Source organism: Baekduia soli, assembly GCF_007970665.1.
Taxonomy (GTDB): domain Bacteria; phylum Actinomycetota; class Thermoleophilia; order Solirubrobacterales; family Solirubrobacteraceae; genus Baekduia; species Baekduia soli.
Genome location: NZ_CP042430.1, coordinates 4184671 through 4205134, shown reverse-complemented (window position 1 = coordinate 4205134; position 20464 = coordinate 4184671). Strand labels below are relative to the sequence as shown.

The following is a 20464-nucleotide window of genomic DNA, read 5'->3' as shown; positions in this document are numbered from 1 at the left end:
CACGCGGGCCGCGGCGACCGCCCTGCGGGGTGGTCGCCGCCGGTCAGCGACCGGTGCGGGCGCGCACGCGCATCCACAGCAGGCGCCCGAGCAGCGACGCCCAGTCGAGCAGCCCCCCGTAGAGGTGCCCGAGCGGCCCGGTGTACAGCCAGGCCGCGAGGCGGGTCGGGAGCGGGAGCGGGCGGGCGGCCACGGCCTTCACCGTACCCGTGACGGTGCGTGGGCGAGCCCCCTGGGCGAGCTCGCGCAAGGGAAGGCGAGCCCCCTGGGCGAGCCGTTCCCCGCTGGTCGGCTCGATCTGGCCGGGCGGTGCGAGCGAGCCCCCTGGGCGAGCTCGCGCAAGGGAAGGCGAGCCCCCTGGGCGAGCCCTTCCCCGCTGGTCGGCTCGATCTGGCCGGGCGGTGCGAGCGAGCCCCCTGGGCGAGCTCGCGCAAGGGAAGGCGAGCCCCCTGAGCGAGCCCTTCCCCGCTATCGTCACCACCGATATGGCCGCTGCCGAGAAGCTGAAGACCACCGTCGAGGAGCTCCCCGAGTCGCGGGTGCGCGTGGAGGCGGAGGTGCCCGCCGCCGAGGTGGCCCGGCGTCTCAACGAGGCCGCCGGGCGCATGGGCCGCGACCTGCGGATGCCCGGCTTCCGCCAGGGCAAGGTCCCCGCCCCCGTGGTCATCCAGCGCATCGGGCGCGACGCCGTGCTCGACGAGGCCGTCCGCGGCTCGCTGGGCCGCTGGTACGTCGACGCGATCGACGCCGCCGGCATCCACCCGGTCGGCGAGCCCGATGTCGACCTCGGCGACCTGCCGGCCGAGGGCCAGCCCCTGACCTTCACGATCGAGATCGGCGTGCGCCCGACCGCCACCCTCGGCGACATCTCCACGATCGAGGTCCCGCGGCGCGAGCCCGAGGTCGACGACGCGAAGATCGACGAGCAGGTCGCCCGCCTGCGCGAGCAGCTCGGCCGCCTGGAGACCGTCGAGCGCGCCGCCGCCGAGGGCGACTACGCGGTCATCGACTTCAAGGGGTCGATCGAGGGCGAGGACGGCGAGCGCGACTACTTCGACGGCGGCGAGGGCCGCGACCACCTGCTCGAGCTGGGCAGCGGGCAGTTCATCCCCGGCTTCGAGGAGCAGCTCGTCGGCGCGTCCGCGGGCGAGGAGCGCGTCGTGGAGATCACGTTCCCCGAGGACTACGGCTCCGCGCCGCACCTGGCCGGCAAGCCGGCCCGGTTCGAGGTGACCGTCAACGAGGTCAAGGCCAAGCAGCTGCCCGAGCTCGACGACGACTTCGCCACGGAGGCCGGCGGCTTCGACTCCGTCGCCGAGCTGCGCGAGGACATCGCCAAGCGCCTGCGCGAGACCGAGGAGCGCCAGATCCAGGCCGAGTTCAACGAGGCCGCGCTGGACGCCGTGGTCGACAAGGCCCAGGTCGAGGTGCCCACCTCGCTCGTCGACGCCCGCTCCCGCGAGCTCTTCGACCAGATGCTGCACTCGCTCTCGCACCGCGGCATCAACAAGGACGCCTACCTGCGCATCGCGCAGAAGTCCGAGGAGGAGCTGCTCGAGGAGGCCCGCCCCGACGCCGAGAAGGCGCTGCGGCGCGAGGCCGTCCTGGCCGCGGTCATCGAGGCCGAGTCCATCGAGCTCTCCGACGGCGACATCCTCGACGCGCTCCAGGAGCCCGCGGCCCAGCAGGGCGTCAAGCCCGAGAAGCTGCGCAAGCAGCTCGAGCGCTCCGGGCGCCTGGACGAGCTGCGCGAGGACCTGGCCCAGCACCGGGCCATCGAGCTGCTCGTCGAGCGGGCCACGGCGATCGACCCCGAGCGGGCCGCGGCGCGCGAGAAGATCATCCTCCCGGGCCAGTAGCGGACCCCCGCGCGAAGGCCCTCCGCAGGCCCTCCTAGCACGTCGCGAAGCGCCGCTCGGACGGTCGTCTGCCGGCCTCAAGGACGCCCGCGCAAGACCGACCTGAAGGCCAGGGCGGGGCCTCGCACGGCTGCTAGCCTCCACGGACCTTCGGGACCCGGCGATCCGGCCGGCCCGGCAGGAATTCCGATCGAGCAAGAGAACGAGCACGAGGTCTGATGAGTCCCCTGGTCCCGATGGTCGTCGAGCAGACCTCACGTGGTGAGCGCGCGTTCGACATCTACAGCCGCCTGCTCAACGAGCGCATCGTCTTCCTCGGCACGCCCGTGGACGATCAGATCGCCAACCTGATCGTGGCCCAGCTGCTGCACCTGGAGTCCGAGGATCCCGACAAGGACATCTCGATCTACATCAACTCCCCGGGCGGCAGCGTGTACGCGGGCCTCGCGATCTACGACACGATGCAGTTCATCAAGCCCGACGTGTCGACGATCTGCGTCGGCATCGCGATGTCGATGGGCGCCCTCCTGCTGGCCGGCGGCGCGGCGGGCAAGCGCATGGCACTGCCCAACGCGAAGATCCTCATCCATCAGGTCTCCTCGGGCTTCCAGGGCCAGGCGACGGACATCGAGATCCACGCGCGGGAGATCATCGACATCCGCCAGCGCCTGGACCACATCATCGCCAAGCACACGGGGCAGGAGTACGAGAAGGTGCGGACCGACACGGAGCGCGACTACTTCATGTCCTCCGAGGAGGCCGTCACCTACGGCATCATCGACCGGGTCATCTCCGAGCACTAGACTCGGCGAGACGGGTACGAGAGACGGCGAGGCGAGACCAGATGGCGCGTCCCACGGATTCCAACGAGCAGCTTCTCTGCAGCTTCTGCGGCAAGTCGCAGCGGCAGGTCAAGAAGCTCATCGCCGGCCCGGGGGTCTACATCTGCGACGAGTGCATCGATCTCTGCAACGAGATCATCGACGAGGAGCTCACCGCCCCGCCGTCGTTCGACCTCGAGAACCTCCCCAAGCCGCGCGAGATCTACGGGGTCCTGGACGAGTACGTCGTCGGCCAGGAGGCGGCCAAGCGCACGCTGTCGGTGGCGGTCTACAACCACTACAAGCGCGTGCAGATGATGCAGGCGACCGACGCCGACATCGAGCTGCAGAAGTCCAACATCCTGCTGCTCGGCCCGACGGGCTGCGGCAAGACGCTGCTGGCCCAGACGCTCGCGCGCATCCTCAACGTGCCGTTCGCCATCGCCGACGCCACCGCGCTCACCGAGGCGGGCTACGTCGGCGAGGACGTCGAGAACATCCTCCTCAAGCTCATCCAGGCCGCCGACTACGACGTCAAGAAGGCCGAGACGGGGATCATCTACATCGACGAGGTCGACAAGATCGCCCGCAAGGCCGACAACCCGTCGATCACGCGCGACGTCAGCGGCGAGGGCGTCCAGCAGGCGCTGCTGAAGATCCTCGAGGGCACGACGGCCTCCGTGCCGCCCCAGGGCGGCCGCAAGCACCCCCACCAGGAGTTCCTGTCGATCGACACGACGAACATCCTGTTCATCTGCGGCGGCGCGTTCGCCAACCTCGACTCGGTCATCGAGCGGCGCATCGGCCACAAGGGCGTGGGCTTCGGGGCCGACATCCAGTCCAAGGCCGCCCATGACACCGGCCAGGTCTTCCAGAAGTGCCTGCCCGAGGATCTCGTCAACTACGGCCTGATCCCCGAGTTCATCGGCCGCCTGCCGGTCCTGAGCGCCGTCCACCAGCTGTCGCGCTCCGACCTCATCACGATCCTGACCGAGCCGCGCAACGCGCTCGTCAAGCAGTTCCAGCGCTTCTTCCAGTTCGACGGCATCGAGCTCGTCTTCTCCGACGAGGCGCTCGTGTCGGTCGCCGACCGCGCTCTGGAGCGCGAGACCGGCGCCCGCGGCCTGCGGTCGATCATCGAGGAGACGCTCCTCGACGTGCAGTTCGAGCTGCCCTCCCGCCGCGACGTCAAGAAGTGCGTCGTGACCAAGGAGACCATCGAGAAGGGCATCACGCCCACGCTGGTCACCGAGGCCGTCGAGGACGACGGCTCCGCTCCGGCCGCCGCCGAGTCGGCCTGAGCACGGTGGGCGCGCCGACGGGCCCCGCGCCCATCGCCTTCGCCGGTGGCGCGCTGGAGCGCGCGGGCGAGCTGCGCACGAAGCCGGAGGCCCTCGCGGCCGCCCTGGCCGACCCCCGGGCGATGGCCATCGTCATCGGCCCCGAGGGCGCGCACCCCGAGCCCTCGCCGCTGCGCCCCGACGACGACGAGCCGATCTTCCTGGGCCTGGCGGAGTCGGGCCCGCTGTTCGCGGTCGAGCGCCAGGGCCCCGGCGCGGTCAACCTGCGCGAGCTCGCGGTCACCCTGCCGGCGGACGCGCTCGGCGCCATCGCCTACGCCAGCGGCCTGGTCAACTGGCGTCGCGGCCACCGCTTCTGCGGGCGCTGCGGGCAGCCGACCGAGGCGGGGGAGGGCGGCCACGTGCGCACCTGCGCCGACGGCCACCAGCACCACCCGCGCACCGACCCCGTCGTGATCATGCTCGTCACCGACGGCGACCGGGCGCTCCTGGGCCGCCAGGCGGTCTGGCCCGCGGGGCGCTACAGCGCGCTGGCGGGCTTCGTCGAGCCCGGCGAGCCCCTGGAGGCCGCCGTCGCGCGGGAGGTGCGCGAGGAGGCCGGGGTCGAGGTGCGCGACGTGCGCTACATCGCCTCCCAGCCCTGGCCGTTCCCCATCTCGCTCATGCTCGGCTTCGAGGCCACCTACGAGAGCGGCGAGCCCACGACGCGCGACGCCGAGCTCGAGGACGTCCGGTGGTTCGGCCGCGACGAGCTGGCGGCGGCCTCGCGCGAGGACGTCGCCTGGCTCGACGGCCCGGACTCCGAGCGCCTGCTCGTCCCGCCGCCCTTCGCGATCGCCCGCCTGCTCGTCGACCGCTGGGTCGCCCGCGGGGGCTAGCTGCGGGCGGGGTCCGGGTACCCTCACCGCCGATGCCGAGACTGCCGGGCCGCAAGGCCGTTCCCTGGATGATGGTCCTCGAGGCCGCCGTGATCGCCCGCGACCACTGGGGCCGGCTCGAGCCGGCCGACCGCCGCGAGCTCGCGCGGATCGTCAAGAAGTCCCAGGGCCGGCCGTCGAACGTCACGGCCGCCGAGCGCTCCGAGCTGCGGCGCATCGTCGCCCGCCTCGACCTCTTCACGGCCGGGCGCAAGCTCATGCCGTTCAGGGGCGGCCTCAGGCGTTCCAAGCGCCGGTAGGCGCGGCGCGCCCTACACCGCGCTCGCCACGATGTTGAGGCGCACGTAGTCCTGCACGGGGTCCGGGCCCAGCTGCTCCACGACGGCGTCCAGGAACGCGCGCCCTACACCGCGCTCGCCACGATGTTGAGGCGCACGTAGTCCTGCACGGGGTCCGGGCCCAGCTGCTCCACGACGGCGTCCAGGAACGGGTCGCGCAGCTTCTCGGGCAGCCGCAGCAGGTGCGAGCCGAGCGTCACCGAGCCCAGGAAGTCGCGGATGCGCTCGGGCCGCTGCGGCGAGTCGGCCAGCCAGCAGTTCTGCACCGCGAAGCCCGCGCGCTGCAGGCGCTCCGTCGTCTCCTCGGGCCCCGCGAAGTTCCACGGGCCAGGCCAGCCGGCCAGGTACGGCGCGAACGGCTCGTGCGCTGCGACGGCCTCGGCCCCCGCGACGATCCCCGCGATGTTGCCGCGCCCGCCGCACTGCGCCACGAGCGGCGCGCCGGGCACGAGCGCCGCGCGGACCCGCGCGAACAGCCGGTCGTGGTCGGCGATCCAGTGGAACGTCGCCGAGGACACCGCGGCGTCGGCGGGCGGCTCGACCTCGAGGTCGAGCAGGTCGGCGTGCACGAACGTCGTGCGCTCCGGCAGGCGCTCGCGGGCCTGCTGCACCATCGCGGCGGAGCCATCGACGCCGATGACGTGGCCGTTGGGCAGACGCTCCAGGAGCCGCTCGGCGACGTTGCCGGTGCCGCAGCCGAGGTCGAGCACGGTCTCGTCACCGCGCAGGGTCAGCCGTTCGAGGATCTCGTCGCTCCACCCCTGATGGGGTACGGCGACCTGGTGGTAGGTGCCCGCGTCCCACTCGCGGGGCCGGGCGCTGTCGTCGTCCATAGACTCCGATCCTTCCATGTCGAGCCTGAACGACCGCAAGCGGTTCGAGCCGTCGGAGGTGGAGCCGCGCATCGTGGCCCGCTGGCTGGAGTCCGGCCTGTTCCACCCCGAGCCCGAGGGCACGCCCGTGGAGAACTACTCCATCGCGATCCCGCCGCCCAACGTCACCGGGGCGCTGCACATGGGCCATGCGCTCAACGGCTCGGTGCAGGACACGCTCATCCGCTACCACCGGATGCTCGGGCAGCGCGTGAAGTGGATCCTCGGCACCGACCACGCCGGCATCGCGACCCAGACCCAGGTCGAGCGCCGGCTCGTCGAGCAGGGCACGAGCCGTGAGGCGATCGGGCGCGAGACGTTCATCGAGCGCACGTGGGAGTGGCGCCGCGAGTTCGGCGGCACGATCATCGACCAGCTCAAGCGCCTCGGGGCCTCCGCGGACTACGAGGAGGAGCGCTTCACGCTCGACGACGGCTACGTCGAGGCCGTCATGAAGGTCTTCGTCGACCTGTACAACAAGGGCTGGATCTACCGCGACAACTACATGGTCAACTGGGACCCGGGCTCGGGCTCGGCGATCAGCGACCTCGAGGTCGAGGACCGCGAGGTCACCGACACCCTGTTCCACATCGCCTACCCGCTGACCGACGGGTCGGGCGAGCTTGTCGTCGCCACCGTGCGGCCCGAGACGATGCTGGCCGACGTCGCTGTCGCCGTCCATCCCGACGACGAGCGCTACCGCCACCTCGTCGGCGCCACGGTGACCCTGCCGCTCGTGGGCCGCGAGCTGCCGGTCATCGCCGACGAGTACGTCAAGACCGACTTCGGCACCGGCGCGCTGAAGATCACCCCGGGCCACGACCCCAACGACTTCGAGATCGGTCGCCGCCACGGCCTGCCCGAGCTCAGCGCCATCGGCGAGGACGGCCGCATGACCGCCGAGGCCGGCGACTTCGCGGGGATGACGGTCGCCGAGGCCCAGGAGGCCGTCGTCGCCGCGCTCGACGCCCAGGGCCTCATCCGCGCCCGCGACCCCTACGTGCACACCGTTCCCTACAGCCACCGCTCCGGCGAGCGCATCGAGCCGCTCATCTCGCTGCAGTGGTTCATGCGCATGGACGAGCTGGCGCGGCCGGCCATCGAGGCCGTGCGCGAGGGGCGCGTGCGGATCCACCCGGAGTCGCAGTCGCGGCGCTACATCGACTGGCTCGAGAACATCCGCCCGTGGTGCATCTCCCGCCAGCTGTGGTGGGGCCACCAGATCCCGGTCTGGTACCGCGACGGGGAGACCCGCGTCGGCGCAGAGCCGCCCGAGGGCGAGGGCTGGACCCGCGACCCCGACGTGCTCGACACGTGGTTCAGCTCGGCGCTGTGGCCGTTCGCCACGCTCGGCTGGCCCCGGGACACCCCGCAGCTGCGGGCGTTCTACCCGACCGACGTGCTGTCGACGGCGCGCGACATCCTCTTCCTCTGGGTCGCGCGGATGGTCATGATGGGCCTGGAGTTCACGGGCGACGTCCCGTTCACCGACGTCTACGTGCACTCGGTCATCCAGGCGCCCGACGGGCGGCGCATGAGCAAGTCCCTGGGGACGGGGATCGACCCGCTGCACCTCATCGAGGGCGGCACCCGTCCGCCCGTGTTCACCGGCGGCGGCGACTTCCCGGCCTACGGGGCCGACGGCGTGCGCTTCGGCCTGCTGGCCATGTCCTCGACCCAGGACGTGCGCTTCAGCGAGGAGAAGGTCGCCCAGGGCCAGGCGCTGGCCAACAAGCTCTTCAACGCCACGCGCTTCGTGATGACCAACCTCGAGCGCGCCGGGGGCGATGACGGGCGGCCCGAGCCCGCGCCGTCGCCCACGACGGTCGAGGACCGCTGGATCCTCAGCCGCCTGGAGGCCGCGAAGGCCGACTTCGCCGGCCGCGTCGAGGCCTTCGACTTCTCCAAGGCCGCGCTCGGCCTCTACGACTTCGTCTACGGCGAGCTCTGCGACTGGTACCTCGAGCTCATCAAGGGCCGCGACTTCGACGGCGCGCTGGGCTCGCACCTGCTCCACGTCGTGCGCGAGACGCTGATCCTCGCCCACCCGATCATCCCGTTCGTCACCGAGGAGCTGTGGGCCTCGGGGGTGGGCGCGCCCGACGCGGGGCTGCTGGCCGCCCACCGGCGGTCGGGCGGCGACCCGGCGCTGCGCGACGAGCGCGCCGAGGCCGACATCGCCCGCGTCATCGCGGCCGTGCAGGCCGTGCGCTCGTGGCGCGACGCCAGCGGCGTGCGCCCCGGCGACGTCCTCGAGGCCCGTCTGGTCGGCCTCGAGGGCCTCGAGCCGCTGGTCGCCCGCCTGGCCCGCCTGACGCCGACCGCCGACGACCGCGAGCCCGTGGCCACGATTCCCGTCGGGGGCGCCCACGTCGAGCTGCTGACGGGCGTCGACCCGGCCGAGGCCGCGGCCAAGCTCGCCGTCCGGCGCGAGCACCTCGCGCAGGAGATCGCCCGCGCCGAGAAGAAGCTCGCCAACGTCGGCTTCGTGGCCAAGGCCCCGGAGGCCGTCGTGGCCGCCGAGCGCGACAAGCTGGAGCAGCTCATGGCGGAGCTGGAGGCGCTCTAGACGATGGCGATGGACCTCGAGGGCGCCGAGCGGCTGCTCCTGTCGCTGGAGCTCTTCGGGATGCGGTTCGGGCTGGACCGCATGCGGCGGATGCTCACCGCCCTGGGCTCGCCCCAGGAGCGCTTCGGCGCCGTCCACGTCGTCGGGACCAACGGCAAGTCCTCGACGGTGCGCATGACCGCCGCGATCCTGCGCCGCCACGGGCTGCGGACCGGCGCCTACCTCTCACCGCACCTCGTGACGTTCGCCGAGCGCGTGCGCGTCGACGACGCCGACGTCACGGGCGCCGAGTTCGCGGCCGCGGTGGCGCGGGCCGCCGACGCCGCGGCCAAGGTCGACCGCACCCTGGAGGAGGGCGACCGCGTCACGCAGTTCGAGCTGCTCACGGCGGCGGCGTTCGACCACTTCGCCCGGGCGGGCGTCGACGTCGCCGTGGTCGAGGCCGGCCTCGGGGGCCGCTGGGACGCCACGAACGTGCTGGACCGCTCGCGCGTGCAGGTCCTGACGAACGTCGGGCTGGAGCACACCCGCTGGCTGGGCCCGACGATCGCCGACATCGCGGGGGAGAAGCTCGCCGTCGTGCGCGACGGCGCCACCCTCGTCGTCGGGGCGGGCCTGGCGCCCGAGGCCGCGGCCCTCGCGCAGGAGACGGCGCGCGAGCGCCACGCGCGGCTCGTCGTGGCCCCGGGGGAGCCGGCGCTGCCGCCCCCGGCGCTCGAGCTCGTGGCCCGCGGGGCGTTCCAGCGGCGCAACTTCGCGCTCGCCGTCGAGGCCGCCCGCGCGCAGCTCGGCTGCGATCCCGACGAGGAGGCCGTCCGCGCGGCGGCCGCCTCCACGCTGGTGCCCGGCCGCTTCGAGGTCGTCGGCCAGGATCCCGAGACGGTCATCGACGGCGCGCACAACCCGGGCGGGCTGACCGCGCTGACCGAGGCGCTGCCCGACTTCGTCGGCGGCCGCCCGCTCGTGGCCTGCGTCGCGGTGCTGGAGGACAAGGACGCCACGGCGATGCTGCGGATCCTGCTGCCGCTGTGCGACGCGGTCGTGCTGACGCGCGCCGGGACGCCGCGGGCGCTGTCGCCCGCGACGCTCGCCTCGCTGTGCCACCAGCTCGGCTTCGCGGGCGCCGTCGAGGTCGTCGGCGAGCCCCACGACGCCCTGCGCCGCGCCCAGGCGCTCGCGGGCCCCGGCGGCGTCGCGCTGGCCACGGGCTCGATCTACCTCATCGCCGATCTCATGCGCCCGGCCGGACGCGCGCGGAGCACGCTGTGAACGAGGAGCACGGGCCCAGCGTCCTGCGGATGGTCGCGCTCGTGGCGATCATCGTCGCGGTCGTCATCCTGCTGTTCTTCGGGATCGGCTACGGCTTCGGCCGCATGTTCCTCTGATCGGACCGTCAGATGGGTGACATCTTGGCGGTCTCCGGGTAGACGGCAGGAAGGCGTCCAGGGGCTCCGAAGACCGGACGGAGCGACCCCCTCGGCCGCACGCACCCCCTAGGATTCTCTTGCACATGTCCGTCGAAGCGGTCTTCGGGATCAACAGCAGCGGCCTCAATACGGCCGTCAAGCTGCTGGTCCTCTTCCTCATCGTCATCTACGTGGCGCTGATCTACTACACGTACGCGGACGCGCGGCGACGGATCGACGACCCGCTGCTCATCGGCTGCGCCGTCGTGGCCAGCCTGCTCCCGTTCGTGGGCACGATCGTCTACATGATCGTGCGGCCGCCGGAGTACCTCGACGACGTCCGCGAGCGCGAGCTCGAGATGCAGGCCGCCGAGGCGCGGCTGCACAACCTCGGCTTCTTCCTGTGCCCGCACTGCGACGGGGAGGTCAAGGAGGACTTCCTGCGCTGCCCGCACTGCCTGCGCAAGCTCAAGGACGCGTGCACGACCTGCGCCAGGCCGCTGGACCCCGCCTGGAAGATCTGCCCGTTCTGCGAGTCCGAGATCCCGGGCGTGACGCCGCAACCGCGGCGCCGTCGCCGTCGTGGGGCCGGGGACCTCGCCGAGCCGACGGCGGTCAGCGAGCCGGGCTCGTAGAGTCCCGCCGCGTCGCACCGCACCAGCAACCACCCCTCAAGGAGCAACCTCCGTGGACCGGACCCTCATCCTGGTCAAGCCCGACGCGTTCGCACGCGGCCTGACGGGCGAGATCCTCGCCCGCTTCGAGCGCAAGGGCCTGAAGATCGTCGCCCTCAAGCTCGTGCAGACCTCGCGCGAGACCGCCGAGACGCACTACGCCGAGCACAAGGAGCGCCCGTTCTTCGGCGAGCTCGTCGACTTCATCACCTCCGCGCCGCTCGTCGCCGCCGTCCTGGAGGGCCAGGACGTCGTCAAGGGCAGCCGCCAGCTCATCGGCGCCACGAACCCGCTCGAGGCGGCCACGGGCTCGATCCGCGGCGACTTCGCCATCGAGGTCGGGCAGAACCTCGTCCACGGCTCGGACTCGCCCGAGTCCTCCGCGCGCGAGATCGGCATCTGGTTCCCCGAGCTCTGAGCCCCGCGAGCATGGAGGCCGGCCGTCCCCGGCTCGTGCTGGCCAGCAGCTCCCCGCAGCGCCGGCGCATCCTCGGCGACCTCGGCCTGGACTTCACCGTCCGGGCCACGGAGGTCGCCGAGGAGGACGAGGGTGCCCCACGCGTCGTGGCCTCCGAGAACGCGCTGCGCAAGGCGCTGGCGGGTGCAGCCGCGCCCGAGGGCGACGAAGAGGTCGTCCTGGGCTGCGACACGCTCGTGGCCACCGAGGGCGTCCAGATCTGGGGCAAGCCCGCCGATGAGGACGCCGCGCGGGCGACCCTGCGCCGCCTCTCGGGTCGCACGCACGAGGTCGTCAGCGGCCTGGCGCTCGTGCGCCGCGGCGACGTCCGCGCCGCGACGGAGGTCACGCGCGTCGAGTTCCGCACGCTCGACGAGGACACGATCACCTGGTACCTGGGCTGCGGCGAGTGGCGGGGCCGTGCCGGCGGCTACGCGATCCAGGGCCGCGGGGCCGCCCTCGTGCGGCGCATCGAGGGCGACTACCTCAACGTCGTGGGCCTGCCGGTCGCGGCGCTCATCGACCTGTGGCCGCGCATCATGCGCGATCACGCGTCGCCCGTCGCCCCGTCCTGAGGGCACGCCGCTTCAAGCCCGCGGCGCGGCCGCCGACCACCCGGGGTGTCATGCCGACCCCGGCCGTCCTGAGCCGCGCCGCGTCCTGGGCGCTGGCCGCCCTGCTGCTCGCCGCACCCGCCGCCGGCGCGGCCGCCACAGCGACCGCGCCCTCGCCGCTGACCCTCAAGCTCGACAGGACCGTGCTGGCGGCCAAGGCGGGGGCCGAGGTCCCGATCGCCTTCCGCGTGGGGCGCGCCGCCTCGATGGTCGTGCGGATCAAGACCGGCCCGCGCACGGTCGAGATCCTGCGCAGCTCGGCCAAGGCCGGCCACGGCTCGGTGACGTGGGACGGGATGCTGGGCGCCAAGGCCGCCGCGGCGGGCCGCTACCGGGTCGCCGCCTACGCGGTGGCGGCCGACGGGGCCACCGCGCGCGCCTCGGCGACCCTCACGATCGCTCCATAACCCGCAGACCCCGGCGCGGCGCCGGTTTTGCAGCGATTTCGCGCTGCAAGGGGGCTGTCGCGGTGGCGGGCGGCCGACCCACCTCCGCTACACTGGCGCTCGCGTCGTCCCGGCCGCCCCGCATCCCCGCGGGGCGCTCGTGCACCTGGGGGCGATGCGTGCATCTCCCTCCGGCATGGGCTTCTTCAGCTACCTCACCGGCTTCGGTGGCCGCGACATGGCGGTCGACCTCGGCACGGCCAACACGCTCGTCTACGTGCGCGGCCGCGGCATCGTGCTCAGCGAGCCGTCGGTCGTCGCGATCGACTCGCGGACGGGCGAGGTCCACGCCGTCGGGATCGAGGCCAAGCGCATGCTGGGCCGCACCCCCGGCACGATCCAGGCCATCCGGCCGCTGAAGGACGGCGTGATCGCCGACTTCGACGTGACGGAGGAGATGCTGCGCCACTTCATCCAGAAGGTGCACCAGAACCGCTGGGCGCACCCGCGGGTCGTGGTCTGCGTCCCCTCCGGCGTCACCGGCGTCGAGAAGCGCGCCGTGGAGGAGGCCTGCCTGTCGGCGGGCGCCCGCCAGGCGTACCTCATCGAGGAGCCGATGGCCGCGGCGATCGGCGCCGGCCTGCCGGTCGGCGAGCCCACGGGCTCGATGATCGTCGACATCGGCGGCGGCACGTCCGAGGTCGCGGTGATCTCGCTGGGCGGCATCGTCGTCTCGCAGTCCATCCGCGTCGGCGGCGACGAGCTCGACGAGGCGATCATCAACTACGCCAAGCGCGAGTACAAGCTGCTCATCGGCCAGCAGACGGCCGAGGAGGTCAAGCTGGAGATCGGCTCGGCCTACCCGATGGAGGAAGAGGTCCAGGCCGAGATCCGGGGCCGCGACATGGTCTCGGGCCTGCCCAAGACCGTGGTGCTGACCAGCGAGGAGATCCGCCAGGCGCTCGAGGAGCCCCTGTCGCAGATCATCGACGCGGTCAAGGAGACGCTGGACCGGACCCCTCCCGAGCTCGCATCCGACATCATGGACCGCGGCATCATGCTCGCGGGCGGCGGCTCGCTCCTGCAGGGGCTCGACGAGCGACTGCGGGAGGAGACGCAGATGCCATCCCATCTCGCCGAGTCCCCGCTGACCTGCGTGGCGGTCGGCTCGGGCCGATCGCTCGAGGAGTTCGAGGTCATCCACCGGACCAACAAGAATTCGAGGAGCCGGCGCAGGCCGCGCTAGGTGCGCCGCCCCGGTGACGCAATGAACGCTTTGGAGTCGCGTACGCCATGTACGACAAGACGGTTCGCCGGCGGCGCGCAGTCCTGGGACTGCTCGTCGTCAGCTCCCTGATCCTCCTCACGGCCTACTTCGGCGAGCCTGCGGGCGGGGCGCTGCACAGCGTGCAGCGCGGCGTGCTCCAGGTCGTCTCCCCGATCCAGGAGGGCGCCAGCCGCGCTCTGAAGCCCGTCCGCGACCTGTTCGGCTGGGTCGGCGACACCGTCTCGGCCAAGGGCGAGCTCAAGAGCGCTCGGCGCGACCGCGACCAGTGGCGCGCGTCGGCCATCCGCAACGAGGCCGCCGCCCGCGACAACCGCCAGCTGCGCGGCCTGCTCGGCCTCGACCAGGCCCCGCAGTCGCTGAAGGCCTTCGATCCGGTGACGGCGCGCGTCACGGGCTCCTCGCCGACGCTCTGGTACGTGCGGATCTTCATCGATCGCGGCAGCTCCTCCGGCCTGCAGGTCGACCAGCCCGTCATCGCCTCCGACGGCAGCGGCGACGAGGGCAACGGGCTCATCGGCAAGGTCGAGACCGTCGCCTCCAACTCCTCCACCGTGCGCCTCATCACCGACGCGTCCGTCGCGGTCGCCGCGCGGACGGTGTCGGGCAACGCGACCGGCGTGGTCACCCCGAAGGTGGGCAACCCGCGCGATCTCATCCTGAAGTACACCCGCAAGGACGACCAGATCGCCAGCGGCGACGTCGTCGTCACCGCGGGGACGACCTCCAAGCGGGATGATCTGGCGGCGCCCTACCCGCCCGACCTGCCGATCGGCCGCGTCACCCGCATCGACGAGCCGGGGAGCGAGTCCCAGGAGGTGCACCTGCGCCCCTTCGTGGACCTGCAGCACGTCGAGTGGGTCCAGGTGCTCACGAAGAAGGTCGACAACAACCGCTGATGCCGCCCATCACCCCCAAGCTGCTGTTCCGGGCCGCCGTGCTGGGCGTGGCCGTCGTCGTCATCCAGGTCGCGGCGGTCTCCCAGGTGCTGCTGTTCGGCACCAACGCCGACCTGACCCCGCTCGTCGTCGCCTCGGTCGGCCTGCTGTGCGGCTCGCTGCCCGGCGCGCTGTTCGGCTTCGGCGTCGGCCTGTTCGTCGACACCGCGCTCGTGCAGACCATGGGCCTGTCGAGCCTCGTGTTCGTCGTGGCGGGCTATTGGGCCGGCCGGCTGCGCGAGCTGCGCGACCCGCAGGCCGCGGTCGTGCCGATGATCGTCGGCGCCGCGGCGACCGCGGTCACCACGATCGGCTTCGGCCTCATGAACTTCCTGCTGGGCATCGACGCGCCGGTGAGCTTCCTGCTGCTGCGCCAGATCCTGGCCACCATCGTCCTCAACGCGCTCATCGCGCTGCCGGTCTTCGCGATCGTGCGCCGCTGGCTGTCGCCCGTCCTGCCCGAGGACCCGCGCCGGCGGCGGCGCCGGGCGTACACCACCGGCGGGCTGTCGCCCCTCAGCCGCGCCTGATGCCCGTCGACCCGACCAGCGACCGCCGCCCCCCGGTCACGCCCCAGATGGCGCTGCGCGTCGCGGGCGTGGGCGTCGTGGCGTTCATCCTGTTCGGGATCGTCTTCTTCCGGCTCTGGTACCTCCAGGTCCTCGACGGCGACAAGTACCTGGCCCAGGCGCGCGAGAACCGGGTGCGCACGGAGCGCATCCAGGCGCCGCGCGGGCAGATCGTCGACCGCAACAACCTCAAGCTCGTCGACAACCGCCGCGCGACGGTCGTGTCCATCGACCCGCGCAGCATCCCCGTCGCCCTGCGGACCCAGATCGCCGTCTACGGCCAGGCCTTCACGGCGCGCGACAAGCGGCCGAAGGGCAGGAAGGGCCCGCGGCCCGCGATGCCGCAGGCCACCGGGGCGACCCAGACGCTGTTCCGGCGCCTGGGCACCGTGCTGCAGATGTCGCCTGCGACGATCAACCAGCGCGTGGTGAGCTCGATCCTCCAGGTGCCCTACGCCGACGTGCGGATCAAGACCGACGTCGACCGCTCCCAGCGCGACTATCTCGAGCAGTACAAGGAGCGCTTCCCGGGCGTCTCGGTCGACCAGGTCTACCTGCGCTCGTACCCGATCGGCGACGTCGCCGCCCAGATCATCGGCAGCGTGGGGGAGATCTCCGAGACGCAGCTCAAGAACAAGGCCTACAAGGGGATCACGTCGGGCACGTTCATCGGCCAGGGCGGCCTGGAGTCCGAGTACGACAAGTACCTGCGCGGCCACGACGGGACCTACCAGATCGAGGTCAACGCGGCCGGCGAGCGCCGCCAGGCCGTCGCCGCGCGCGACCCCGAGCCCGGCCGCCAGCTCAAGCTGACCCTCGACCTCGGGCTCCAGCAGAACGCCGAGCAGGACTTCGTGCAGGCCGGCGGCGGGCACCCCGGCGCGTTCGTGGCGATGAACCCCGACACCGGGGCGATCTACGCGATGGGCTCCTACCCGACGTTCGACCCGCGCGAGTACTCCAAGCCCTTCGCCTCCCAGGCCGCCTACGACAAGAAGTTCGGCAAGGCCGCCGGGGACCCGCTGTTCAACCGCGCGATCGGCGGCTTCTATCCGACGGGCTCGGTGTTCAAGCCGATCACGTCGCTGGCGGCCCTGCAGTCGGGCGTCACGTCGCCCGACAAGGTCATCGACGACACGGGCTGCATCTCCGTCGGGCGCACGCAGGCCGACCGCCGCTGCAACGCCGGCTCGAAGCCCAACGGGCCCGTCAACCTCGTCAAGGCGCTGCAGGTCTCCTCCGACGTCTACTTCTACAAGATGGGCCAGGCGCTGAACCCGCAGCCCGGCCACCCGCTGCAGAAGTGGGCCCGCCACCTCGGCCTCGGCCACCGCACGGGCATCGACCTGCCCGGCGAGGGCAGCGGCCTGGTGCCCGATCCCGCCTGGCGCGACGCGCAGAACCGCAAGGAGGCGCGCTGCCGCAAGCAGCTCGGCCACCCCTGCGGCTACGCGGACGGCACGAACCGCGCCTGGCTGCCGGGCGACGAGATCAACCTCGCGATCGGGCAGGGCGACCTGCAGGCCTCGCCGCTGCAGATGGCCGTCGCCTACTCGACGATCGTCGCCGGCGGCAAGGTCCCGCGCCCGCACCTGGGCCAGGAGGTCACCGACGCCCGCGGCGTGGTCCAGAAGCTCGACCAGCCCGCCTCCAAGCACGTCAAGATCGACCCGGCGTGGCGCAGCGCGATCATGGAGGGCCTGCGCCGCGCGGCCAGCGATCCGGGCGGCACCTCGGCCGACGTCTTCAAGGACTGGCCCAAGCAGCAGTTCCCCATCTACGGCAAGACGGGCACGGCCCAGCGCACCGGGCGCCCGAACGACCAGTCCTGGTACGTCGCCTACAGCTACGACGCCAGCGCGCCGGACCGCAACCCGATCGTCATCGCCTGCACCGTCGAGGACGGCGGCTTCGGCGCGGTGGCGGCGGCGCCCGCCGTCCGGCTCATGCTGTCGAAGTGGTTCCAGATCAAGCCCAAGCTCGTCCGGGGGTCGTCGGCGACCCGATGAGCACGCGGCCCACCACCCCCATCCACGATCTCGACGACGCGCCCCCGCCCCGCCGCGGGGCGCCAACCGCGTGCCCGGAATGGCGCTGCCGATCGACCTCGTGCTGATCCTCGGGGTCATCGGCCTGGCCGCATGCTCGCTGGTCACCATCCGTGCGGCCACCGTCGACGACGTCCCCGGCCAGCCCGGCTACTACTTCGACCGCCAGGCGATCTTCTTCGCCGTCGGCGGCGTGATCAGCCTGGGCCTCAGCCGCCTGGACTACGGCCTCCTGCGCCGCGCCCGCTGGTGGATCTACGGGTTCCTGATGAGCTCGATCCTGGCCGTCATGGCCATCGGCTCGGTCGCCAAGGGCGCCCAGCGCTCGATCCCCGTCGGCCCGTTCCAGTTCCAGGCCTCCGAGCTGGGCAAGATCCTGCTCGTCGTGGCGCTGGCCGGGGTCGTCACGGAGCGGTCCCGGCGCCTGGGCGAGCGCGACACGACGGCGCGCATCATGCTCCTCGCGCTCGTGCCCGCGGCGCTGGTCATGGTCCAGCCCGACCTCGGCTCGAGCCTGGTCTACGGCGCCATCGTCCTGGCCGTCCTCTACTTCGCGGGCACGCCCGCACGCCACTTCCTCGCCCTCTTCGCGCTCGGCGCCGTGGCGATCAGCTTCGTGCTGGTCGTCGCCCCGCGCGCCGGGGTCGAGGTGCTGCATCCCTACCAGAAGCAGCGCCTGACCTCGTTCCTGCATCCATCCTCGGATCCCGCGGACGCGGGCTACCAGCAGAACCAGTCCCTGATCGCCATCGGCTCCGGTGAGAAGACCGGCCGCGGCGACCGGGCGACCCAGACCAAGTTCAACTTCCTGCCCGAGCACCACACCGACTTCATCAACGCGGTCGTCGGTGAGCGCTGGGGCTTCGTCGGGGCTGCGCTCGTCCTCTCGCTCTACGCGCTGTTGATATGGCGCGGGCTGCGCATCCTGACCATGGCGAAGGACCTGTTCGGCGCGCTGGTCGCCGGCGGCATCGTCGCGATGCTGTTGTTCCAGGTCTTCGTCAACGTCGGCATGACCCTCGGGATCATGCCCATCACCGGCATTCCGCTGCCGCTCATGAGCTACGGCGGATCCTCGGTGATGTCCACCCTCTTGGCCATCGGCCTGCTGCAGTCGATCTACGTCCAAGGACGTTCGTCGGCCGCACTCAAGGGCCGGATCGTGAGCCATTGATCTCCAAGGACCACCCATCGTGAGAAAGCAAGTGCTCGTCAGCGTCGACCGCGGGGAGACCCGCGTGGCGCTGATGGAGGCCACCGGAGCTCCGGCGGCCGCTCCCCGCCGGAGCCGCAGCCGCGCTGCCGCCGCCGGCACCGCCACCGCCACCGCGTCGCGGGCCAGGCCCGCCGCGCTCAACGACGGCTGGAGGGTCGCGGAGCTCTACCTCGAGCGCCGCGGCAACCGCTCCATCGTCGGCAACATCTACAAGGGGCGCGTCGACAACGTCCTGCCCGGCCTGGAGGCGGCGTTCGTCGACATCGGCCTGGACAAGAACGGCTTCCTGCACGTCGACGAGATCGTCATGCCGGGCGTCGAGGTCGCGCGCCGCGGGCGCGTCGGCTCGAAGGGCAAGACCATCGGCGAGCTGCTCAAGCCCGGCCAGGAGGTCGTCGTCCAGGTCGTCAAGGACCCGCTGAAGACCAAGGGCGCGCGGCTGTCGATGGACCTGACGGTCGCCGGCCGCTACATGGTCTACACGCCGACCGGCGAGGGCATCGGCGTCTCCAAGCGCCTGGACGACAAGGAGCGCGAGCGGCTGCGCCGCGAGGCCCGCGGCCTGGAGCTGCACGGCGGCGGCGCGATCGTGCGCACCGCGGCCCACGGCGCCAAGCGCGCGGACTTCGAGCGCGAGCTCGAGTACCTCTTCAAGCTCCACGAGGTGCTCAAGAAGCGCGTCGAGGAGTCCTCGGCGCCCTCCATGGTCTTCCAGGAGGCCGACCTGTCGGTGCGCGTCGTGCGCGACATCTTCAGCGCCGACTTCGAGAAGGCGATCGTCGACGACGAGCAGCAGCACCACCGCCTGGTCTCGTTCTTCAGCCGCACCGCGCCAGAGCTCGTCGACCGCGTCGAGCTCTGGCAGGAGTCCAAGCCCCTGTTCGAGGCCTGGGACGTCGAGAAGGTCATCGACGGCCTGATGTCCAAGCGCGTCGACCTGCCCTCGGGCGGCTACCTGCTCATCGACTACGCCGAGGCGCTCACCGTCATCGACGTCAACTCCGGATCGTTCGTGGGGCGCGGCAAGCAGGCCCGCCTGGAGGACACGATCACGCGGACCAACCTCGAGGCCGCCGACGAGGTCGTGCGCCAGCTGCGCCTGCGCGACATCGGCGGGATCATCGTCATCGACTTCATCGACATGGCCCGTGCCAAGAACCGCGAGGCCGTCCTCAAGACGCTGCGCAAGGCGCTGGACGAGGACCGCACGAAGACGTTCACGGCCGAGATCTCCAAGCTCGGGCTCGTCGAGATGACGCGCCAGAACGTCACGGAGGGCGTGCGCGAGATCATGAGCCGCCCGTGCCCGACCTGCCAGGGCGAGGGCGTCATCAAGTCCGAGGAGACGATCGCGATCGAGTTCGAGCGCCAGCTGCGCGAGATCGCCTCGCGGGCGCCGAACAAGACCGAGGCGTTCCTCGTCCAGGTCAACCCGCGGGTGAGCTCGAAGTTCACCGGCGACGGCGCGCGCGTCCTGCACGCCCTGGAGGAGGAGACCGGCAAGGTCTTCCACTTCGAGGGCTCCGAGGGCCTGCCGCTGGACCACTTCGCGATCACCATGGACGGCTCGCGCCAGGAGATCGAGGAGCGCGCGATCCCCTTCAAGGAGGGCGACGAGGTCCTCGTCAACATCGTGGAGCCCCACATGTACGAGGTCGACGACGCGGTCGCCAAGATCGACGGCTACATCATCTCCGTGGTCAACGGCGGGCGGTTCGTCGGCACGAAGAAGCTCGTGCGCATCGAGGAGGCCGGGCGCACCGCCGCGGTCGCCACGCTGCTCGACGTCGAGGGCGCGGGCGACGGGGAAGGCGACGAGGACGCCGACTCGCTAGAATCCAAGCCTCGGCGCCGCGGCCGCAGAGGTGGACGGCGCCGTTCGGCTGTCAAGGCCGAGGCAACCTCGGAGTAACTGAGAGACATGTACGCGATCGTCAAGACCGGTGGTAAGCAGTACCGCGTCGAGGAGGGCCAGACCCTGCTCGTCGAGCGGCTGCCTGGCGACGCCGGCGCCAAGCTCGACCTCGAGCCGCTGCTGTTCGCGGCCGACGACGTGCTGTTCGGCTCCGACCTCGGCGGGGTCAAGGTCGCCGCCGAGGTGGTCGAGCACCTGCGCGGCCCCAAGCTGCGCGTCAACAAGTTCAAGCCCAAGCGCGGCTACCGCCGCCGCCAGGGCCACCGCCAGGAGCTCACGCGCATCCGCGTGACGAAGATCTCGAAGGGGAGCTAGCAC

The 20464-nt window shown here is 71.9% G+C and carries 20 protein-coding genes; 18 read left to right on the top strand and 2 right to left on the bottom strand.

The window, feature by feature from the left end; genetic code table 11:
* Positions 1 to 43 precede the first annotated feature (43 nt).
* A complete protein-coding gene (locus FSW04_RS26390; RefSeq protein WP_187368950.1) occupies positions 44 to 193 on the bottom strand; it encodes a hypothetical protein in 150 nt (49 codons plus the stop codon).
* A 292-nt stretch (positions 194 to 485) separates the two neighbouring features.
* Between FSW04_RS26390 and tig the strand changes: the two genes are divergently transcribed.
* From tig to FSW04_RS20350, 5 genes are all read left to right on the top strand, one after another.
* Complete coding sequence (tig, locus tag FSW04_RS20370; protein ID WP_146922064.1) at positions 486 to 1859, top strand: trigger factor; 1374 nt, start codon at positions 486 to 488, stop codon at positions 1857 to 1859.
* Between the two features lie 218 nt (positions 1860 to 2077).
* The gene (gene clpP, locus FSW04_RS20365; protein WP_146922063.1) at positions 2078 to 2662 is read left to right on the top strand and encodes an ATP-dependent Clp endopeptidase proteolytic subunit ClpP; all 585 of its coding nucleotides are present in this window, start codon (positions 2078 to 2080) and stop codon (positions 2660 to 2662) included.
* A 41-nt stretch (positions 2663 to 2703) separates the two neighbouring features.
* Positions 2704 to 3981, top strand: a complete 1278-nt coding sequence (gene clpX, locus FSW04_RS20360) for an ATP-dependent Clp protease ATP-binding subunit ClpX (RefSeq protein WP_146922062.1) — start codon at positions 2704 to 2706, stop codon at positions 3979 to 3981.
* 5 nt (positions 3982 to 3986) lie between these two features.
* The gene (gene nudC / locus FSW04_RS20355) at positions 3987 to 4859 is read left to right on the top strand and encodes an NAD(+) diphosphatase (RefSeq protein ID WP_228430605.1); all 873 of its coding nucleotides are present in this window, start codon (positions 3987 to 3989) and stop codon (positions 4857 to 4859) included.
* Between the two features lie 32 nt (positions 4860 to 4891).
* Entirely contained in the window at positions 4892 to 5158 is a 267-nt protein-coding gene (locus FSW04_RS20350) for a hypothetical protein (RefSeq protein WP_146922061.1), read from the top strand.
* 104 nt (positions 5159 to 5262) lie between these two features.
* Here FSW04_RS20350 and FSW04_RS20345 read toward each other — a convergent pair whose 3' ends face one another.
* Positions 5263 to 6030 carry a class I SAM-dependent methyltransferase gene (locus FSW04_RS20345; protein WP_146922060.1) on the bottom strand — a complete coding sequence of 256 codons (768 nt, stop codon included), beginning with the start codon at positions 6028 to 6030 and terminating at the stop codon, positions 5263 to 5265.
* Between the two features lie 16 nt (positions 6031 to 6046).
* Between FSW04_RS20345 and FSW04_RS20340 the strand changes: the two genes are divergently transcribed.
* The 13 genes from FSW04_RS20340 to rplU all read left to right on the top strand — a co-directional run bounded on the left by FSW04_RS20340 (position 6047) and on the right by rplU (position 20461).
* Positions 6047 to 8638 carry a valine--tRNA ligase gene (locus FSW04_RS20340; protein WP_146922059.1) on the top strand — a complete coding sequence of 864 codons (2592 nt, stop codon included), beginning with the start codon at positions 6047 to 6049 and terminating at the stop codon, positions 8636 to 8638.
* A 3-nt stretch (positions 8639 to 8641) separates the two neighbouring features.
* Positions 8642 to 9907 (top strand): bifunctional folylpolyglutamate synthase/dihydrofolate synthase, encoded by a 1266-nt coding sequence (locus FSW04_RS20335; protein WP_146922058.1) that lies wholly within the window; start codon positions 8642 to 8644, stop codon positions 9905 to 9907.
* A gap of 241 nt (positions 9908 to 10148) precedes the next feature.
* Positions 10149 to 10679, top strand: coding sequence for a zinc ribbon domain-containing protein (locus tag FSW04_RS20330; RefSeq protein WP_146922057.1), 531 nt, complete (start codon positions 10149 to 10151; stop codon positions 10677 to 10679).
* Positions 10680 to 10731: 52 nt separating this feature from the next.
* The gene (gene ndk, locus FSW04_RS20325; protein ID WP_146922056.1) at positions 10732 to 11136 is read left to right on the top strand and encodes a nucleoside-diphosphate kinase; all 405 of its coding nucleotides are present in this window, start codon (positions 10732 to 10734) and stop codon (positions 11134 to 11136) included.
* An 11-nt stretch (positions 11137 to 11147) separates the two neighbouring features.
* Positions 11148 to 11750: a Maf family protein gene (locus FSW04_RS20320; RefSeq protein ID WP_146922055.1), complete on the top strand. Its 603-nt coding sequence runs from the start codon at positions 11148 to 11150 to the stop codon at positions 11748 to 11750.
* Between the two features lie 50 nt (positions 11751 to 11800).
* Positions 11801 to 12196, top strand: a complete 396-nt coding sequence (locus FSW04_RS20315) for a hypothetical protein (RefSeq protein WP_146922054.1) — start codon at positions 11801 to 11803, stop codon at positions 12194 to 12196.
* Positions 12197 to 12371: 175 nt separating this feature from the next.
* A complete protein-coding gene (locus FSW04_RS20310) occupies positions 12372 to 13421 on the top strand; it encodes a rod shape-determining protein (protein WP_146923900.1) in 1050 nt (349 codons plus the stop codon).
* 47 nt (positions 13422 to 13468) lie between these two features.
* Positions 13469 to 14359: a rod shape-determining protein MreC gene (gene mreC, locus FSW04_RS20305; RefSeq protein ID WP_146922053.1), complete on the top strand. Its 891-nt coding sequence runs from the start codon at positions 13469 to 13471 to the stop codon at positions 14357 to 14359.
* Positions 14359 to 14928 carry a hypothetical protein gene (locus tag FSW04_RS20300; protein ID WP_146922052.1) on the top strand — a complete coding sequence of 190 codons (570 nt, stop codon included), beginning with the start codon at positions 14359 to 14361 and terminating at the stop codon, positions 14926 to 14928. Before mreC ends, FSW04_RS20300 begins: the two co-directional genes overlap by 1 nt.
* Positions 14928 to 16976, top strand: coding sequence for a penicillin-binding transpeptidase domain-containing protein (locus tag FSW04_RS20295; RefSeq protein WP_146922051.1), 2049 nt, complete (start codon positions 14928 to 14930; stop codon positions 16974 to 16976). Before FSW04_RS20300 ends, FSW04_RS20295 begins: the two co-directional genes overlap by 1 nt.
* Before the next feature lie 79 nt (positions 16977 to 17055).
* On the top strand, positions 17056 to 18189 hold the full coding sequence (gene rodA / locus FSW04_RS20290; protein ID WP_146922050.1) for a rod shape-determining protein RodA: 1134 nt from the start codon (positions 17056 to 17058) through the stop codon (positions 18187 to 18189).
* A 19-nt stretch (positions 18190 to 18208) separates the two neighbouring features.
* A complete protein-coding gene (locus FSW04_RS20285) occupies positions 18209 to 20143 on the top strand; it encodes an Rne/Rng family ribonuclease (RefSeq protein ID WP_146922049.1) in 1935 nt (644 codons plus the stop codon).
* Positions 20144 to 20152: 9 nt separating this feature from the next.
* Positions 20153 to 20461, top strand: a complete 309-nt coding sequence (rplU, locus tag FSW04_RS20280) for a 50S ribosomal protein L21 (RefSeq protein WP_146922048.1) — start codon at positions 20153 to 20155, stop codon at positions 20459 to 20461.
* The last annotated feature ends 3 nt before the right edge of the window (positions 20462 to 20464 follow it).

Bases quoted from the DNA above. Each gene is read 5' to 3' on its own strand.
- FSW04_RS20315 (WP_146922054.1), top strand. From the start codon at position 11,801: ATGCCGACCCCGGCCGTCCTGAGCCGCGCCGCGTCCTGGGCGCTGGCC.
- clpX (WP_146922062.1), top strand. From the start codon at position 2,704: ATGGCGCGTCCCACGGATTCCAACGAGCAGCTTCTCTGCAGCTTCTGC.
- FSW04_RS20295 (WP_146922051.1), top strand. From the start codon at position 14,928: ATGCCCGTCGACCCGACCAGCGACCGCCGCCCCCCGGTCACGCCCCAG.
- FSW04_RS20340 (WP_146922059.1), top strand. From the start codon at position 6,047: ATGTCGAGCCTGAACGACCGCAAGCGGTTCGAGCCGTCGGAGGTGGAG.
- clpP (WP_146922063.1), top strand. From the start codon at position 2,078: ATGAGTCCCCTGGTCCCGATGGTCGTCGAGCAGACCTCACGTGGTGAG.
- FSW04_RS20310 (WP_146923900.1), top strand. From the start codon at position 12,372: ATGGGCTTCTTCAGCTACCTCACCGGCTTCGGTGGCCGCGACATGGCG.
- mreC (WP_146922053.1), top strand. From the start codon at position 13,469: ATGTACGACAAGACGGTTCGCCGGCGGCGCGCAGTCCTGGGACTGCTC.
- FSW04_RS20320 (WP_146922055.1), top strand. From the start codon at position 11,148: ATGGAGGCCGGCCGTCCCCGGCTCGTGCTGGCCAGCAGCTCCCCGCAG.
- FSW04_RS20330 (WP_146922057.1), top strand. From the start codon at position 10,149: ATGTCCGTCGAAGCGGTCTTCGGGATCAACAGCAGCGGCCTCAATACG.
- tig (WP_146922064.1), top strand. From the start codon at position 486: ATGGCCGCTGCCGAGAAGCTGAAGACCACCGTCGAGGAGCTCCCCGAG.
- rplU (WP_146922048.1), top strand. From the start codon at position 20,153: ATGTACGCGATCGTCAAGACCGGTGGTAAGCAGTACCGCGTCGAGGAG.
- FSW04_RS20300 (WP_146922052.1), top strand. From the start codon at position 14,359: ATGCCGCCCATCACCCCCAAGCTGCTGTTCCGGGCCGCCGTGCTGGGC.
- FSW04_RS20345 (WP_146922060.1), bottom strand. From the start codon at position 6,030: ATGGACGACGACAGCGCCCGGCCCCGCGAGTGGGACGCGGGCACCTAC.
- rodA (WP_146922050.1), top strand. From the start codon at position 17,056: ATGGCGCTGCCGATCGACCTCGTGCTGATCCTCGGGGTCATCGGCCTG.
- FSW04_RS20350 (WP_146922061.1), top strand. From the start codon at position 4,892: ATGCCGAGACTGCCGGGCCGCAAGGCCGTTCCCTGGATGATGGTCCTC.
- FSW04_RS20335 (WP_146922058.1), top strand. From the start codon at position 8,642: ATGGCGATGGACCTCGAGGGCGCCGAGCGGCTGCTCCTGTCGCTGGAG.